At 51.2% G+C, this 15462-nt stretch carries 15 protein-coding genes; all 15 read right to left on the reverse strand.

From position 1 onward, the window contains the following. Positions 1–198: 198 nt before the first annotated feature. Entirely contained in the window at positions 199–2277 is a 2079-nt protein-coding gene (gene glyS, locus A3848_RS14880) for a glycine--tRNA ligase subunit beta (protein WP_074085691.1), read from the reverse strand. Beyond that, entirely contained in the window at positions 2270–3157 is an 888-nt protein-coding gene (gene glyQ / locus A3848_RS14885; protein WP_074085692.1) for a glycine--tRNA ligase subunit alpha, read from the reverse strand. The genes glyS and glyQ overlap by 8 nt, the downstream gene beginning before the upstream one ends. Positions 3158–3568: 411 nt before the next feature. Continuing rightward, on the reverse strand, positions 3569–4324 hold the full coding sequence (gene recO / locus A3848_RS14890; protein WP_074085693.1) for a DNA repair protein RecO: 756 nt from the start codon (positions 4322–4324) through the stop codon (positions 3569–3571). Between the two features lie 36 nt (positions 4325–4360). Next, positions 4361–4504: a YqzL family protein gene (locus A3848_RS14895; RefSeq protein ID WP_074085694.1), complete on the reverse strand. Its 144-nt coding sequence runs from the start codon at positions 4502–4504 to the stop codon at positions 4361–4363. Between the two features lie 119 nt (positions 4505–4623). Further along, positions 4624–5517 (reverse strand): GTPase Era, encoded by an 894-nt coding sequence (era, locus tag A3848_RS14900; RefSeq protein WP_074085695.1) that lies wholly within the window; start codon positions 5515–5517, stop codon positions 4624–4626. Positions 5518–5929: 412 nt separating this feature from the next. Further along, on the reverse strand, positions 5930–6349 hold the full coding sequence (cdd, locus tag A3848_RS14905; protein WP_074085696.1) for a cytidine deaminase: 420 nt from the start codon (positions 6347–6349) through the stop codon (positions 5930–5932). Between the two features lie 134 nt (positions 6350–6483). Next, positions 6484–6879, reverse strand: a complete 396-nt coding sequence (locus A3848_RS14910; RefSeq protein ID WP_074085697.1) for a diacylglycerol kinase family protein — start codon at positions 6877–6879, stop codon at positions 6484–6486. Continuing rightward, positions 6879–7376, reverse strand: coding sequence for an rRNA maturation RNase YbeY (gene ybeY, locus A3848_RS14915; protein WP_074085698.1), 498 nt, complete (start codon positions 7374–7376; stop codon positions 6879–6881). Before ybeY ends, A3848_RS14910 begins: the two co-directional genes overlap by 1 nt. Then, on the reverse strand, positions 7373–9628 hold the full coding sequence (locus A3848_RS14920) for an HD family phosphohydrolase (RefSeq protein ID WP_074085699.1): 2256 nt from the start codon (positions 9626–9628) through the stop codon (positions 7373–7375). The genes ybeY and A3848_RS14920 overlap by 4 nt, the downstream gene beginning before the upstream one ends. A 17-nt stretch (positions 9629–9645) precedes the next feature. Beyond that, positions 9646–10617: a PhoH family protein gene (locus A3848_RS14925; RefSeq protein WP_074085700.1), complete on the reverse strand. Its 972-nt coding sequence runs from the start codon at positions 10615–10617 to the stop codon at positions 9646–9648. Between the two features lie 15 nt (positions 10618–10632). Next, positions 10633–11814, reverse strand: a complete 1182-nt coding sequence (gene yqfD, locus A3848_RS14930; RefSeq protein WP_074085701.1) for a sporulation protein YqfD — start codon at positions 11812–11814, stop codon at positions 10633–10635. Next, on the reverse strand, positions 11811–12104 hold the full coding sequence (gene yqfC, locus A3848_RS14935; protein WP_074085702.1) for a sporulation protein YqfC: 294 nt from the start codon (positions 12102–12104) through the stop codon (positions 11811–11813). The genes yqfD and yqfC overlap by 4 nt, the downstream gene beginning before the upstream one ends. Positions 12105–12252: 148 nt before the next feature. Continuing rightward, a complete protein-coding gene (locus A3848_RS14940) occupies positions 12253–12831 on the reverse strand; it encodes a hypothetical protein (protein ID WP_074085703.1) in 579 nt (192 codons plus the stop codon). A 15-nt stretch (positions 12832–12846) separates the two neighbouring features. After that, entirely contained in the window at positions 12847–13848 is a 1002-nt protein-coding gene (floA, locus tag A3848_RS14945; RefSeq protein ID WP_074085704.1) for a flotillin-like protein FloA, read from the reverse strand. A 39-nt stretch (positions 13849–13887) separates the two neighbouring features. Beyond that, entirely contained in the window at positions 13888–15270 is a 1383-nt protein-coding gene (locus A3848_RS14950; protein WP_074085705.1) for an NfeD family protein, read from the reverse strand. Positions 15271–15462: the final 192 nt, after the last annotated feature.

A 15462-nucleotide genomic window follows, 5' to 3' on the forward strand; every position in this document is an offset into this window, starting at 1 on the left:
AATTTCCCGTGTAATATATATACGCTTTGCCGAACAGAAATCCTGCTTTGAAAAGCATAAATACGGAACGGATGTCAACTTACGCATTGGCACCGTTCCGTATATTTATCCCCCAAACCATCGATCTATACCATAACTGCACAAAGTTGTACATTTTTTCGGTTCCGATACAGACATAAGGGTCTTCTCAGGAAGAGATTACCACACCAGCTTGCCAAAATCGGCAAAGGCTTTGGAGTCCGCATCAATACCAGCCAGCAGCGCCAGACGGTTCGCACGAATCTGTTCGTCCTCGGCCATGACCATTACGGAATCGAAAAACCCGGTAACTGCATCCTTCAGACCGGACAGAATCCGCAATGCTTCCTCTGCATTTCTGTCACTCAGCGCTTCCTGGTACGGCTTGTGTATAGCCTGCCAAGTTTCATAAAGCGTGAGCTCCGCTTCTTCCTTCAGCAAAGTAGGATCTACGCTGGTTCCTTCAGCCGCTTTGGCTGCCAAATTGCTTACCCGTGTCAGTGAATCTACGGTGATTTTGAAATCAGCCTGACCATTCACAGTATCCATAAGCGCACGGCTTCTGCCTACTACAGCCACGATATCATCAAAACCTGCAGCAATCACCGCATCCACAACATCATAGCGCACATTGTCGGATAACAGACGTTTCACTCGCAGTCCGAAGAACTCGTAAAGGTTTATACGCAGGTCTTGGGTAAAATGTTTCTCTTTGCGTAAATTTTCATGCACATCCACCGCCGCATCAAAAATTTCCTGCAAAGAGATGGCCAGCTTATGCTCAAGTACGATCTGCACAATACCTGCCGCCTGGCGGCGAAGCGCATACGGGTCCTGTGAACCTGTCGGGATAATACCGATCGAAAAGCAGCCGACAATGGTATCGATTTTATCCGCAAGGCTGACAACCATTCCTACTTCAGAGGCAGGGACCGCATCTCCTGCGAACCGTGGCTGATAGTGTTCGAAGATCCCTCTGGCAACCGCTTCAGGTTCACCCGCCTTGCGCGCATAATCCTCACCCATGGTGCCTTGAAGCTCAGGGAATTCATAGACCATCTGTGTAACCAGATCGAATTTGCAAATATCGGCGGTCCGGCTTACTTCAGCAGTTGCTGTCTCGGATAGTGCAAGCTTAGAGGCCAAACGATCAGAGATGGCCCGTATCCGGCGAACCTTGTCTCCGACACTGCCGAGCTCTTCGTGATACACGATGTTTTCCAGCTTGGCCAGCGCATCGCTGATCTGCAGCTTCTGATCCTCTCCATAAAAGAACTTCGCATCCGATAGGCGTGCACGCAGAACCTTCTCATTTCCCTTGGCGATCACGTCCAGCGACTGGGCATTACCATTGCGAACGGTCACAAAGAATGGCAGAAGCGTACCTGACGCGTCAAAAACCGGGAAATAACGCTGATGCTCACGCATCGAGGTGATCAGCACCTCCTGCGGAATGTTCAGGAAGGAAGCATCAAACGTACCGAACAAGACGGTCGGAGTTTCTACGAGGAACAATACTTCTTCCAGCAAGTCCTCCTTGATCGCGATGGTCCAGTTCTTTTCTTCAGCCAGCTTGTGGATCTGGTTCAGAATCAGTTCTTCACGTTCCTTCACATCCACCAGTACATGTTGGCTGCGCATAGTCTCCACATACTGTGACGGCTCGGCGATGACTGTTTCGGTTCCCAGGAACCGGTGTCCCCGGCTTACATTTCCGGCTTTGACACCGGTGATTTCAAGATCGATAATCTCTTGACCGAACAGGGCAACCAACCAGCGGATCGGACGGACGAATTTGAAATCATACGCTCCCCAGCGCATATTTTTGGGAAAGGTCATCGAGTTGACAATGCTGCTGAGTCCTTCAGATAACAGCGAGGAGGTATTTACACCGACACTGTTTTTGGTGGCGTAGATATATTCCACTCCGGCCAACTCTTTGAAGGTTAACTGCTCCGGGGATACCCCCTGGCTGCGGGCAAAGCCGAGTGCCGCCTTGCTCCATTCGCCGCTGGCGTCAAGCGCGATTTTGCGTGAAGGCCCCTTCACCTCTTCGCTAATATCTTCTTGTCTCTCGGCAACATCCTTCACCAAAACCGTAAGACGCCGCGGTGTTGCATATGCGCTGACTCCGCCATAGGAAATGCGTGAAGCTTCCAGCCATTTAGATGTTCTGTCCTGAAGCTGCTCCATAGCAGCACGGATAAAGCGTGCGGGAACCTCTTCCAGACCGATCTCGAACAATATATCTTTAGACAAGATCAACACCTTCTTTCTTCAGCAGCGGGAAGCCAAGCTTCTCACGTTCCTCCAGATATGTTGCCGCTACGGTGCGGGCAAGATTACGGACTCTGGTAATAAATCCCGTTCGTTCGGTTACACTGATGGCTCCGCGCGCATCCAGAAGATTAAAGGTGTGCGAGCATTTCAGCACATAATCGTAAGCCGGAAACACCAGATGACGCTCCATAGCTCTGCGTGCTTCCTCTTCGTAGGTATTAAAAAGTGTGAACAGCATTTTGACATCGGAGACTTCAAAGGTATAGGTCGAGTGCTCAACCTCCGGCTGATGGAATACATCACCGTAGGTCATGCCGTCCACCCATTCCAGATCAAACACGTTTTCTTTCTTCATGATGTTAGAGGCCAGCCGTTCCATTCCGTAAGTGATCTCAACCGCAACCGGTTTGGTCTCGATTCCTCCGACTTGCTGGAAGTAGGTAAACTGTGTAACCTCCTCGCCGTTCAGCCATACTTCCCAGCCGAGGCCTGCGCAGCCCAGCGACGGATTCTCCCAGTTGTCTTCTACAAAACGGATGTCATTGAGAAGTGGATCTACCCCAAGCGCCTTCAGACTGTCCAGATACAGCTCCTGGATATTGTCGGGCGAAGGCTTGATAATCACCTGGAACTGGTGATGCTGATACAGGCGGTTCGGGTTCTCCCCGTAACGTCCGTCTGACGGGCGGCGTGAAGGTTCCACATAAGCTACCTTCCACGGCTCTGGTCCGAGCGAACGCAGGAAGGTCATAGGGTTCATCGTTCCTGCCCCTTTTTCCGTATCATACGGCTGGACGAGAATACAGTTCTGTGCAGACCAGAACTGCTGCAGCGTCAAAATCATCTGCTGAAAATTCATACTACCGACTCCTTCGCTTCACAAGTTTAACTGCGCCTCTTGCCATGGTTCATCTTGCCTGCTGTGCGATGGAGGCGTCACTTTTCTATCCTTGCTCATCACAAGGCAAAAAAGCTCCCGCCCCCATGCCTGATATACAGACATAGGGACGAGAGCTTGAAATTACTCCCGCGGTTCCACCCTACTTGATCTCATCCATAATGACGAAATCCACTTTCATTTGGCCGCTTGCGTACTCCCGGGTGCCATGTTCATGAACGTTGTCCCGCCAGGCTTCCACTACCCCCGGCTCGCTTAAGCGACAAGCTGCTCATTACTTTCCCGATCACTGCACGTTACTCCATGTTAGGAGCTATAACGGCGCAACTATAAAAGAAACTGAACCTATAGTAACGGATTTTTTGCATTTCGTCAAATCTTGTATTTATCAAGCTGATCCAGAAAATTCTGCGACTTCAGCTTCAGCCCCAGCTGATGGTCCATAAAGGCCCGCATAATCTTTTTGAGTTCAGCCCGTGTCTCTTCCTTCACATCTACGCTGCCAAGCCGTGTCAGATCAAGAGCAGCGAATAAACGCAGCAGCTTGAGTGCACGGGGGGAGACCTCCATTGCCGGAGGATCATTATGCCTGCAACTGCGGCAGAGGACACCGCCGAGGCGGGGGCTGAGCCGGAGTTCCTCGTCAGGCTTGTCCAAGCTGCAAACAATACAATGATCCAGCTGCGGGCCATAGCCTGCTGCCTGCAGAACTTTCATTTCAAAAACATTAGTAATGATACCTGGCTCTTTGTCTTCCTCGATCGCATTCAAACAAGCCGAGAGCTGCCGGTACCAGAAGCTGCCGGTTTCCTCATCATGGAGCACACGGTCGAGCAGCTCACAGGCATATGAAGCATAGGCCGCTTTAACCAGATCCTCACGAAGCGGATGGTGAGACTTCGTAATCTCCCCGGCATTCAGTGTTCCGAGTCCCCCATTGTTGCGGAAAAACACAAATTCTCCGGTAGTGAACAGCTGGATCAAGGCAGCATGGCGGCTCTTAACCTTTTTGGCACCACGCACAAGAACGCCTACTTTGCCGGCGTTCTCGGTGCAAAGCGTAATAATCGCGTTCCCCTCGCCGTAGTCCATGCTGCGGATGACGATCCCTTCCACCCTGTATAGCATGCCTCTTCCCCCAACCACTCGGCAAGCAACCAGTCCTTATTGTGCTTCTTCATCAAGGACCTTCTCTTCCTCCGCGGGCAGCTCTATACTGCCACTAAGCGGATCTGCGGCTTCTTTGTACAGCAGATAAGCATCGACATCTCCAGTCATTGCAAAATACTTCCACGAAAAGTCTCGCATTCGTATTCATCCTTTCTTCGGAAACACGATGTCTCTTCAGAAATAGGATGTGCGATAGGCCAGGATCTATCCTTGCAATTCCTGCCAAGTATATTTCAAAAAAGCCGCAGATGCGGATCTTAAAGGTCTTTGTGGAAGCCCAAATCACGCAGAACGCGGTCCTGGTTACGCCAGTCTTTTTTCACTTTTACCCACAGCTCCAGAAAAATCTTCGAACCCAGCAGGTTCTCGATATCCGTACGGGCCCGTCTGCCCACTTCTTTTAACAGAGCACCCTGCTTGCCGATAATAATCCCCTTCTGGGAATCACGCTCGACAAAAATGACAGCCGAAACATGTACAACGCCATTGGATTCGACACGCATGTCCTCAATCGCAACCGCGATGGAATGCGGCACTTCCTCGCGGGTCAGATGCAGGATTTTCTCACGGATCAATTCCGCACAGACGAATTGCTCCGGATGGTCGGTAATCTGATCATCGGGATAATACTGCGGGCCTTCCGGCAGATATTTCGCCACCTGATCCAGCAGTGTATTCACGTTACTGCCGAGCTTGGCTGAAATCGGTACAATTTCAGCGAACTCATGCAGCTTGTTGTATTCGGTGATCATCGGAAGGAGAGCTTCCGGCTCGATTTTGTCAATTTTATTCATCACGAGAATGACCGGCGTCTTGATTCCGTTCAGCTGCTCGGCAATATAGCGGTCACCACCGCCCATGCCTTCGGAAGCGTCCACCAGGAACAGCACAGCTTCTACCTCATGCAGTGTGCTCATCGCCGTCTGATTCATATAGTCGCCCAGCTTAGACTGTCTTTTATGAATACCCGGCGTGTCCAGGAATACGATCTGCGAATTATTAGCGGTGTATACCCCGTGTATTTTGTTTCTGGTTGTCTGCGGCTTGTCCGACATGATGGCGATCTTCTGTCCGATCACCTGGTTCATGAGTGTCGATTTGCCTACGTTCGGTCTGCCGATAATGGCGACAAACCCTGATTTGAATTTCATATGATCTTCCTTCCTGAATTCATGAGTTAACCCTTTTGCAAAAGCTTTTTCGATCCCCCTAAAGGCGTTTCGATCCCCCTAAATCCCCCTTAGCCAAGGGGGACCCCAAGGGCCCCGGCCCTCTGGACACCCTGAAATGGGCGTGGCAGTAACTGTAGGCGTATGGGAATAAGGGATAGAGGGTGGAGCGCTTAAGTTCCCTACGGGAACACGCTTGACTGTGGAACAAATTTACTAAAGTGCTAAATGAATACTTCTGTTCATTTGAAGCTCAATTCTTATTCTGCTGCACTTTGCCCATTAGAATTCGCATTTAAAAGGCTGATTAACCAATCTATTGTATTCTCGAACTCTGCTGTAAGAAGTGTAGCATACGCTTAGTAAGTCCCTGAATCGATCCGTAATTCCCGGCTCACTCGGGAGCCTGGCCCTGCTCCAGATCGGCGGGTCCAAACGCGCCCGGAAGCAAATCCCGCACCGTGGTTTCCTGAATGTCACCCTTCAGGTTGCCGAGAATGACCTTCATATCTGGAGGGCATAACTCTACCATCACTTGGCGGCAGACGCCGCAAGGCGATACTGGTCCGTCTGTATCCGCAATGACTGCGATCGCTTTGAAGCTTCCAGCCTTGTGGCCGTCCGCAATGGCGCGGAAAAGCGCAGTCCGTTCGGCACAGTTTGTCGGCCCAAAGGCGGCATTCTCAACATTGCAGCCATGATGCACGTGGCCGTCCTGGTCCAGCAATGCTGCACCGACACCGAAACGGGAGTAGGGGATATAGGCATTGGCCCGAGCTTTGATCGCTTCTTGTAAGAGTAGGGCAGATTCCATAGTTGTCCTCCTAAGAGTTTGTTAGGATTACTTCACTGAATAACTTCGTACAAACTGGCTTTGAAGTAAAGACAATGAAAGACGGAGCGCAAAACGCGGGTCCGCCTCTCCCATAAGCTCAAGTTGTACACTGATTATGACATAAGTCCGGTGATCCAGTCCATCACAGGATGATAAAATACATAGATTCCGGCGATGACCGCAAAGACTGCCGTGAGCAGTACAGCACCTGCGGCGGTATCCTTCGCCTTTTTAGCCAAGGGATGTATCTCAGGGGAGACCAGATCAATCGTCGCCTCAATGGCGGTATTCAGCAGCTCAGCGGTCAAAACGAGCGTAATCACAAGCAACAGCAGCATCCAGCTGGACAGGGGAAGTCTGAATAGAACAGCGGCAACAAGCACCAATGCAGCTAAAGTGCTGTGCACCTTCATATTCAGCTCAGATTTGAACGCCGAAGCTATGCCATGCGCAGCAAATCGAAAAGAGTGCCAGAACTTTTTATGGCCTACCGCTGTATTCTTGACCATTAGCGGGTCAACCCGACCTGGACCAGCACTTGCTCCTGCTTGGACATCATTTCAGCCTCCGAAGCCTCATCCTGATGATCATAGCCCAGCAGGTGCAGGAAACCGTGGACAAACAGGAAACCAAGCTCGCGTTCCAGGGAATGTCCATATTCCAGCGCCTGCTCTTGCGCCCGGGTCACAGAGATAATGATGTCGCCCAGAACATAAGGCACATCCTCTCCTTCCCCATTGTCCTGGGAAACATATATAATTTCCGGCTCATCTTCTCCGGTTTCGTTCATGGCAAAGGAGAGTACATCCGTCGGACGGTCAATCCCCCTGTACTCCATATTCAATTCGTGAATACGCTCATTATTGACAAAAGTAAGATCCACTTCGCCTTCGTCAATCCCTTCCATTTGTCCTGCCTTTTGCAGAATATTCTCCAGTAGGGTGATCAGCTCATCGCTTATAAGATGCTCTTCCTGCTCGTTGTTCCAAACGATTGCTAAACTCATGTTGTTACGGCCCCTTCCTCTTTTTTCGGTTTTTTCACATCCTCGGGATATTCAATCCGTGAGTGAAAAATCCCCATTACCGTCTCTTTCAGTGTCCGCGCGATAATATCGAGCTCCTTGATCGTGAGGTCGCATTCATCGAACTGATGATCGTCCAGCCGGCTCTTGATGATTTTCTCAATCATCGTCTCTACCTGCACAACTGTAGGTTTGCGGAGCGAGCGGACGGCGGCTTCCACACTGTCGGCGATTCCGACCACGGCGGATTCTTTGGATTGAGCCTTCGGTCCGGGGTACCGGAAGTCCTCTTCGGTGAAATCGGGCTCCACACCCTTTTCCTCAGCCAGTTTCAGTGCCTTGTGGTAAAAATAATGCAGGAATGTTGTGCCGTGATGCTGTTCAGCAATATCGCGGATTGGCTTCGGCAGCTTGTACTCCTTCTGCATTTCCACCCCATCCCTTGCATGTGCCACAATGATTGATTTACTGAGCATCGGCTCGATCGAATCATGTGGATTCTCCATGTTGTTCTGGTTCTCTATGAAATAAAACGGCCGTTTGGTCTTGCCAATATCATGATAATAGGAGCCGACCCGGCAGAGCAGTCCATCTGCTCCAATAGCCTCCGCCGCCGCTTCCGACAGGTTGCCAACCATCACGCTGTGATGATAAGTACCCGGCGTTTCCGTAAGCAGCTTGCGCAGCAGGGGATGGTTCGGGTTCGACAGTTCGACGAGCTTCAGCGCCGACAGGATACCGAAGGTAGCCTCGAAGAAAGGCATCAGACCGATAACCAGCACGGCAGTCAGCAGACCGCTGGCAAAAGAGAAGCCAATCGCATAGAGCGTCTGCGTCTGATTCCAGACGCCTCCGCCAAGCACCGTAAGCATAAATACAGTCAAGCAGCCGAACAAGGATACCATGATCCCGCCTTTGAGGAGCGTGGAACGCTGTCCCGCGCGGTGTGTGGCAAAGATGGCGACATAACAAACGATAAGTGCAAAGAACCCGAAGGTGAAATCAAACACGGTGTTCTGCTGCACATTTAGGATGATGCTGGCAAGTATACTGATCAAAATGGAACAAAAGTATGCCAGGGTCATATCCAGCAGCATGGTGATTAACATTGCACCAATAGCAACCGGGGCCAGAAAACCGACATAAGAACGTACATCTGTCTGCAGGAACGCAGCCAGCTTCATCGTAATTATCGTAATTATGAATACCAGCACCAGCATCAGCAGCTGGGAGTTATTGTACTTAAAGCCGGAGGTTCCCCCGTTATAACGGATGAAGGTCAAAAGGCCAAAGGATAGCATAGCCGAAAGCAGCAGCAGACCAAATTGCGGCCAATAATTAACCTCGTTGCTCAGCAGGCCGTTGTCATCCAGAAGTGCATATAACTCGGGAGTGATTAGCTCCCCTTTGGCAACAAGTACATCCCCTTGCTCAATGAACACATCAGGCGTATTCTCCCGGGCCTGTACCTTGGCTTCTTTGGTCGCATCCTCATCGTAGAACTTGTTGCTTGTAATCACGAGCCGCACCAGTTCCTGCACAACCTCACGGGCCGTGCGCTGGCTAAGCGAACTGACGCTGACCTGCTCAGCCACTTTGGCACGTGCAGACTGGGCGTCTGTAATCTGATCGTTCATTAGCTTCGTTACGATATCCCGGGCAACCGGCTTCATCTCGATTATATCCTGAGAGGTCAGACGCGGGATCTTGATAAAGGTCTCTTCTGGAATAACATACGTCTGATCCTTGATCACCGACTGCATTTCATCCAGCAGATGTTCGGAATAGGTACCGGAACTTCGGCTGGAGGTCACAAAATTCAAAATAAAATCATTGGCCCGCTGAGGAATCTCCTCCCGGTAAATAGCCGTTTTGTCGGATTGCGAGATGAGATCATCCTGGTTCAGCCGGTCAATCCGGTCGAGCAGGGAGGTTACGAGATTATCCGCTCTCATTGGTATGATTGCATAACGGTTGGTTACATTCTCAGCCGCTTCTTCCTGGGCTTTAAGCTTGGCTTTGGTGTCTAGGATTTGCTTGGGTGCTGTGATTTCCTTGGCACTGTGGGTTCCCTCTTTGATATCATACTTCTTGGGTACCAGATCTGACGACAGGCTGAAGTAGAAAATGAGCCCAAGTAACAGGAAAAGAGCATAGCGCGTTACCGCGCTATACTTCCAGCCGTTGTTGCTGTATACAAATCCGCTTAATTTGGATGGTTGCTTTGAGGCCATGAAGACAGTCCCCTTTTTTATTCGCGGTTTTCGGCAGAGCGTTCATAGGCGACGATAATTTTCTGTACCAGGGAATGCCGGACTACATCCTGTTCTGCGAAATAGACAAAACCCAGCTCATCAATGCCGGATAAAATCGCTTTGGCTTCGATCAGGCCCGATTTCTTGCCGCGCGGCAGGTCGATCTGGGTGACATCCCCCGTGATTACCATCTTGGAGCCAAATCCAAGGCGGGTCAGGAACATTTTCATCTGTTCCGGGGTTGTATTCTGGGCTTCGTCGAGAATGATAAAGGAGTCATCCAGCGTACGCCCGCGCATGTAAGCAAGCGGAGCGATCTCAATCAACCCACGTTCCAATGCCTTAGCGACCTGATCGGGGCCCATAACGTCGTATAAGGCATCGTAAAGCGGACGGAGGTACGGATCTACCTTTTCCTGCAAATCGCCAGGAAGGAAGCCCAGGCTCTCTCCTGCTTCCACAGCCGGGCGTGTAAGGACTATACGTTTGACGGAGCCTTCCTTCAGCGCTGTAACAGCCAGCACAACGGCAAGATAGGTTTTGCCGGTACCGGCTGGACCGATGCCGAAGACGATGTCCCGCTTTTTGATGGTAGTTACGTAATGCTTCTGGCCAATCGTTTTGACCCGGATAGGTTTGCCACGGAAGGTGGTCGTGATTTCACCTTTGAACAAATCAAGCAGCTGGTCGGCCCGGAAATCCTTGGCCAGCTCCACCGCATACTGAATATCCCGTTCACTGAGTATGTAGCCGCTGCGGATCAGGGAGAGCAGCACACCAAACAGCTGTTCCAGCATGTCCACTTCCCGCTCCGCTCCGCGAACCGTAATTTCAGCTTCACGCGAGTCAATCACGGCAGGAATTTCACTTTCGATTATTTTCAGAAAACCATCCTGCGGGCCGAACAGGGATTGCGCTTCTCCCGCATTTTGCAAAGATATACGAATGCTTGCAGTCTGTTCTGACAAGTAGCCTCATTCTCCTCAGTTGTTTACTATCGGAAGTTCTTCCGTGATTCTCTCTTCCACTTCAAAGAGCACTTTCATATAAACTTTACCATTGTCTTTCTTCTCATGCAAAATTTTTTGACTTTTTATGGTGCTGTCCGTGCCGTAACGGGCCAAAATATCGTTCTTCGCCCCCGTAATCCCTTCTTGCCGCGCAGCCTCGGGTGTCAGTGTATCAGTTGTGCTACGGACCTCCATCTCCTTCTCGGTCATCAGCCCCAGCGGCAGCTGGAATGACCGCCACGTCAGCGGATCATGCTCCGTAAGCGTACGTGATTCTGTAAAGCCGGAAACACCGTATCCCCACAGCTGAATCGCCCATTTGCCAAGCACCAGATAGGTGCGGTCCTTCCGTTCTCCAGTATAGGAGCTTCCCGATCTTTTCAGCGGTACCTCTATATTGTATTCATGCCAGACGAGCCCTTTCACCTCGCCTTTAGCAACAACAGATTCCATATTTTCTTCATCACCCAGTGTGCCGGAGATCAATATCTGCCCTTTTTTAACCCGTGTGTTTCGGCTTACTACAGGTCTGCCCTGCTCCGCGTAGATTTCGCTGACCACTGCATCGGTCCTGCTGACCAGGTGCCGCGGGCTGAGCAGAGGCTTTTTCTCCGGCTGGTCGGACTCCACAATCTGGATTTTGACGCTCGTCCCAGTCCGCTGCACCCCTACCCAGGAGACACCCGGAAGCTCTGAGGTCAGCGCTTTGGAGAGCTTGTCCGGATCATTCATTCGCCAAATCCACTGGAAGGGGTATACCCCCTCTTGTCGTGCGGCCTGCAGGATATCCTCAGAAGCAATCCGGTTGTTGCCTTCAATTCGAATGGTCCATACCATCGAGGATAACAGCAGCAGGCCAATTCCGAACAGCAGCACGCCTGCGGCAAAAAACTTCCGTTTCCACAGCCTGGCCGCCCGGAACGGCAGTCCGTATCTGGCTGTGACCCGCGAGCGGCAGCCTGTCTTTTTCAAGAGCGGCCGAAGGACAAAAAAGTCATCCAGTAACAGGTTCAGGGAAGCACCGTTGCCGGCAGGCCTCACGTCCCAGATCACGATTCCTGCTTCGGTTACGGCGTTGATAAACTTTTCCACCTGCGGTCCCGTCACATGCAGTGTAACGAACCCCCGCAGTGATGACAGAGGCGGTTCCTTCATGTTTTCTCCTCGCTTCCCTTATATCTGATTTCTCCGATAACTCCCTCTACCGTCAGCTCCTGGCCTAATATATTGCGTATCATCAGCCCCTCGCCGGAAATCTCCAGCGAACCGTTAACTAACGCCAGCTTCAGCTGCCCGGAGGAAAAATGCAGCACACCGCGATGGTTCTCAATATACAGTTCTTTATTGCCGATCAGGGTGATTCGGGGCAGCTCCTGCAGTACGTCCTGCGGAAGATCCAGCACCCCGTTTGTCCATCCCCGCAGCCTGCGGCCTATACGGGTCATAAGTAGACTTCTCCCCCTTCCTGCCTTCTGTACACCTTATGCGGGAGCGCTTTTGTTTATGAGAAGAACTCGGGAAGCGAATAACAAGTGCAGGTTAACATGAAGCAAAAAAGCTCCGGACCCCTCATAGGAATCCGAAGCTCATAGGTTATCTGCGAAAAGTACGGGGCTGCCGCGATCGCGGGGGACCCAGTATTTCCGCCCATCGAAGACCGTCCTGCAGCGCCTTGCGGTCTGCCCTGAAATCCCGGTCAACCTCCTGGGCGGCATCAGGCCGTTTACCGGCGTTTCCAGAGCTCACGGTGGACGCACTTCCGGTAAATTGCGATTCCAAGCGTTTCAACTCCCGCTCCATCCGCTCTGCACGGACTTGTACGCCATCTCCCCAGGCTTGCTCTAAAGAAACACCTTCACCGGTTTGGTAATCGGGGGATGGCGACTCTGCAGATTCCGGCCATGCCGGAGATGCCTCATCCCCCGTTTCCGGGAAGGAAGCCAAAGGCCTGCTAAGGTTAGGGGAATCGCCTCCGGGAACAGGAAAACCACTGCGCTCATTTTTCGGCTTGCTCTGCGTTCGCCCGGAAGGTTGAAGGGGATTCCCGCCTCCACTGCCAAAAGTAGGCATTCCTCCGCGCGGAGCGGGGTCCCCCTTCTTTTTACCCGCCTTATTCAGACTCGAAATGATTGCGATGATGATAATCGCTGCTACATAAATCAAGCTGCCCATGGGACTCACATCCCCTTATTTATTGGTTGGACGGGTGTTGTCATCACCGTCGTTTAGTTTGCCAAGCGAGCCGCGCATTTGGGTGTCAGCTTCGATATTTTTGAGATTCATATAATCCATAACTCCAAGTTTGCCAGAGCGCAGCGCTTCCGCCATAGCCAGCGGCACTTTGGACTCGGACTCGACTACAAGTGCTTTCATCTCAACGACACGGGCCTTCATTTCCTGCTCATGGGCGACAGCCATTGCTCTGCGCTCCTCTGCTTTGGCCTGGGCAATGCGCTTATCTGCCTCAGCCTGTTCGGTCTGCAGATAGGCACCAATATTCTTCCCTACATCAATGTCCGCGATATCTATGGACAGAATTTCAAAAGCCGTCCCCGAATCTAGTCCCTTAGATAATACAGTCCGGGAGATGGAATCCGGATTCTCCAGCACGTCCTTATGGGAATCACTTGAACCTACTGTGGTGACGATCCCCTCCCCTACACGGGCGATAATGGTTTCTTCACCTGCACCGCCGACGAGGCGGTCAATGTTGGCGCGTACGGTTACTCTCGCTTTTACCTTAACCTCGATACCGTTCTTGGCTACTGCGGCTACAATCGGAGTCTCGATCACGCGCGGATTAACACTCATCTGCACCGCCAGCAGCACATCGCGTCCAGCAAGATCGATTGCAGCGGCACGTGTGAATTCCAGCGGAATGTCTGCACGCTGCGCGGCAATTAGCGCATTCACAACCCGGTCTACATTCCCGCCCGCCAGATAATGGCTTTCGAGCTGATTAATATTCACGCCAAGCCCCGCCTTGGTTGCCTTGATCAGCGGATTGACGATCCGGCTTGGCGTAACCCGCCGAAGTCTCATCGCCACCAGGGTAATAATACTGATTTTCACTCCGGCAGCCCAGGCTGAAACCCATAACATGACCGGGAAAAAGCTGAAAAACACACTCAATACAACAATTACAACAACCGCGATCAGCAAAATCGTAATAGTAGACGCTTCAATCATACCTCTTCCAACCTCCGTTAAAATGTAATTTCACAATTCTTATTTCGCGGCTTCCTTCACAACCACTCGTCCGCCTTCGACCTTGATCACCGAAATGGAAACACCTGTGTCAATAAAGGAGCCCTCGGTAACCACATCCACCCGCTCCCCATTCAGACTAGCCGTTCCTGCCGGACGAAGCGGTGTTATACTGACGCCAGAGGCTCCAATCAAACTAAGCTTCTCCAATACAGGCACAAATCCCTGCTCTTTGGTTAGACTGTCCTTCAGAATAAACCGGTTCCATATCCCCCGCTCCTTGAAAGTGACAGCCACAGCAATAATGACTACTGCCGCTGCCGCAAAAGCAATGCCCAGACTGAACAACGCATGTGTATAGCTGTAAGCAGCCCTTACTACGCCCGCTACGAGGAGTACTGAGCCCAGGATACCGAGTATGCCAAAGCTCGGGACAAACAGCTCCAGAATCAGCATCACAAGTCCCAGAATGAACAACAGCCAGGTCTCTGCACCGGCAAAGCCCGCCACGTAATTACCGAAGAAATAAAGCGCAAAGGCCAATGTGCCGATAATCCCCGGAACACCAAAGCCCGGAACCAGCATCTCAATGACAATTCCCGCAATTCCGATGAAGAGCAGAATCGTCATCACAATCGGATTGGTCAGAAAATGCGACATTTTTTCCGCACCGGTATGCTCCACGCGAAAAATGTCGTCTGTGGAATAGCCCAGTGAGGTAATCGCTTCTTCAGGCGTACTTGCGATGCTGTCTGCGTACCCGGCTTTGAGCGCTTCATCGCTGCTTAGTGCGATAATCTCGCCCTGTGCCTTTTTCACACCAAGCTCGGGCTTGTTGACGACAATATTCTTATCCATCATCCCGGCAGCTATTTCCGGATCACGCCCGTTCAGCTCAGCGGCACCGACCATTTTTGATTTCCAATAGGACGTGATCTTAGCGTCTTCCACACTATTTCCTCTGCCGTCCACCAGGGAAGCCGCACCAATCATACTACCCGGTTTCATAATGATGTTTCCTGCGTTCAGCGCAATGTAGCTGCCTGCCGAAGCGGCATCCCCCCTGATATAGGCTACAGTCGGAATTTTACTGTCGCGTACCATCATGCCGATCTGTTCGGCTGAATCCACGAGTCCGCCCGGTGTATCTATTTCCAGCAAAATCAGAACAGCCCCGTAGTTTGCCGCCTCCTGGAATCCCCGCTCCAGAAAGCTCTGGAGCCCACGTTCAATTTCCTGATCTACCGGAATGATAAATACAGGTCCATTCTTGGACACAGGCGCAGCTGCCGATGTACGCGGTGAAGCCTTATCTGCGCTTGCCACACCCGTTATCGGTATCAGCAGCAGCAGTAATAGGAGAAAGGAAATACTGGATACCGCGATTTTACGAAATCTGTCCAAGGTTCTACCTCCTCTTCACATAATTCCAGCTCTTAGAGCATAGTACGCCCCTTAGACACAAGCGTTTCAAACGAAGTTAAAGAATGCAGCATAAAAAGAGACACATCAAAGTCTATTCATAGAATGTGTCCCTAACATAATCTTATAAACCTATACATGCATAAATTCCCCGAAAAATGAAAAACACCCCTT

The sequence above is a fragment of the Paenibacillus sp. P32E genome (assembly GCF_001909085.1).
Taxonomy (GTDB): Bacteria; Bacillota; Bacilli; order Paenibacillales; family Paenibacillaceae; genus Paenibacillus_AQ; species Paenibacillus_AQ helianthi.

Excerpts from the sequence above, each read along its gene's own strand:
- glyQ (WP_074085692.1), bottom strand. The coding sequence starts at position 3,157 with ATGAATTTTCAGCAGATGATTTTGACGCTGCAGCAGTTCTGGTCTGCA.
- recO (WP_074085693.1), bottom strand. The coding sequence starts at position 4,324 with ATGCTATACAGGGTGGAAGGGATCGTCATCCGCAGCATGGACTACGGC.
- A3848_RS14895 (WP_074085694.1), bottom strand. The coding sequence starts at position 4,504 with ATGCGAGACTTTTCGTGGAAGTATTTTGCAATGACTGGAGATGTCGAT.
- era (WP_074085695.1), bottom strand. The coding sequence starts at position 5,517 with ATGAAATTCAAATCAGGGTTTGTCGCCATTATCGGCAGACCGAACGTA.
- cdd (WP_074085696.1), bottom strand. The coding sequence starts at position 6,349 with ATGGAATCTGCCCTACTCTTACAAGAAGCGATCAAAGCTCGGGCCAAT.
- A3848_RS14910 (WP_074085697.1), bottom strand. The coding sequence starts at position 6,879 with ATGGTCAAGAATACAGCGGTAGGCCATAAAAAGTTCTGGCACTCTTTT.
- ybeY (WP_074085698.1), bottom strand. The coding sequence starts at position 7,376 with ATGAGTTTAGCAATCGTTTGGAACAACGAGCAGGAAGAGCATCTTATA.
- A3848_RS14920 (WP_074085699.1), bottom strand. The coding sequence starts at position 9,628 with ATGGCCTCAAAGCAACCATCCAAATTAAGCGGATTTGTATACAGCAAC.
- yqfD (WP_074085701.1), bottom strand. The coding sequence starts at position 11,814 with ATGAAGGAACCGCCTCTGTCATCACTGCGGGGGTTCGTTACACTGCAT.
- yqfC (WP_074085702.1), bottom strand. The coding sequence starts at position 12,104 with ATGACCCGTATAGGCCGCAGGCTGCGGGGATGGACAAACGGGGTGCTG.
- A3848_RS14940 (WP_074085703.1), bottom strand. The coding sequence starts at position 12,831 with ATGGGCAGCTTGATTTATGTAGCAGCGATTATCATCATCGCAATCATT.
- floA (WP_074085704.1), bottom strand. The coding sequence starts at position 13,848 with ATGATTGAAGCGTCTACTATTACGATTTTGCTGATCGCGGTTGTTGTA.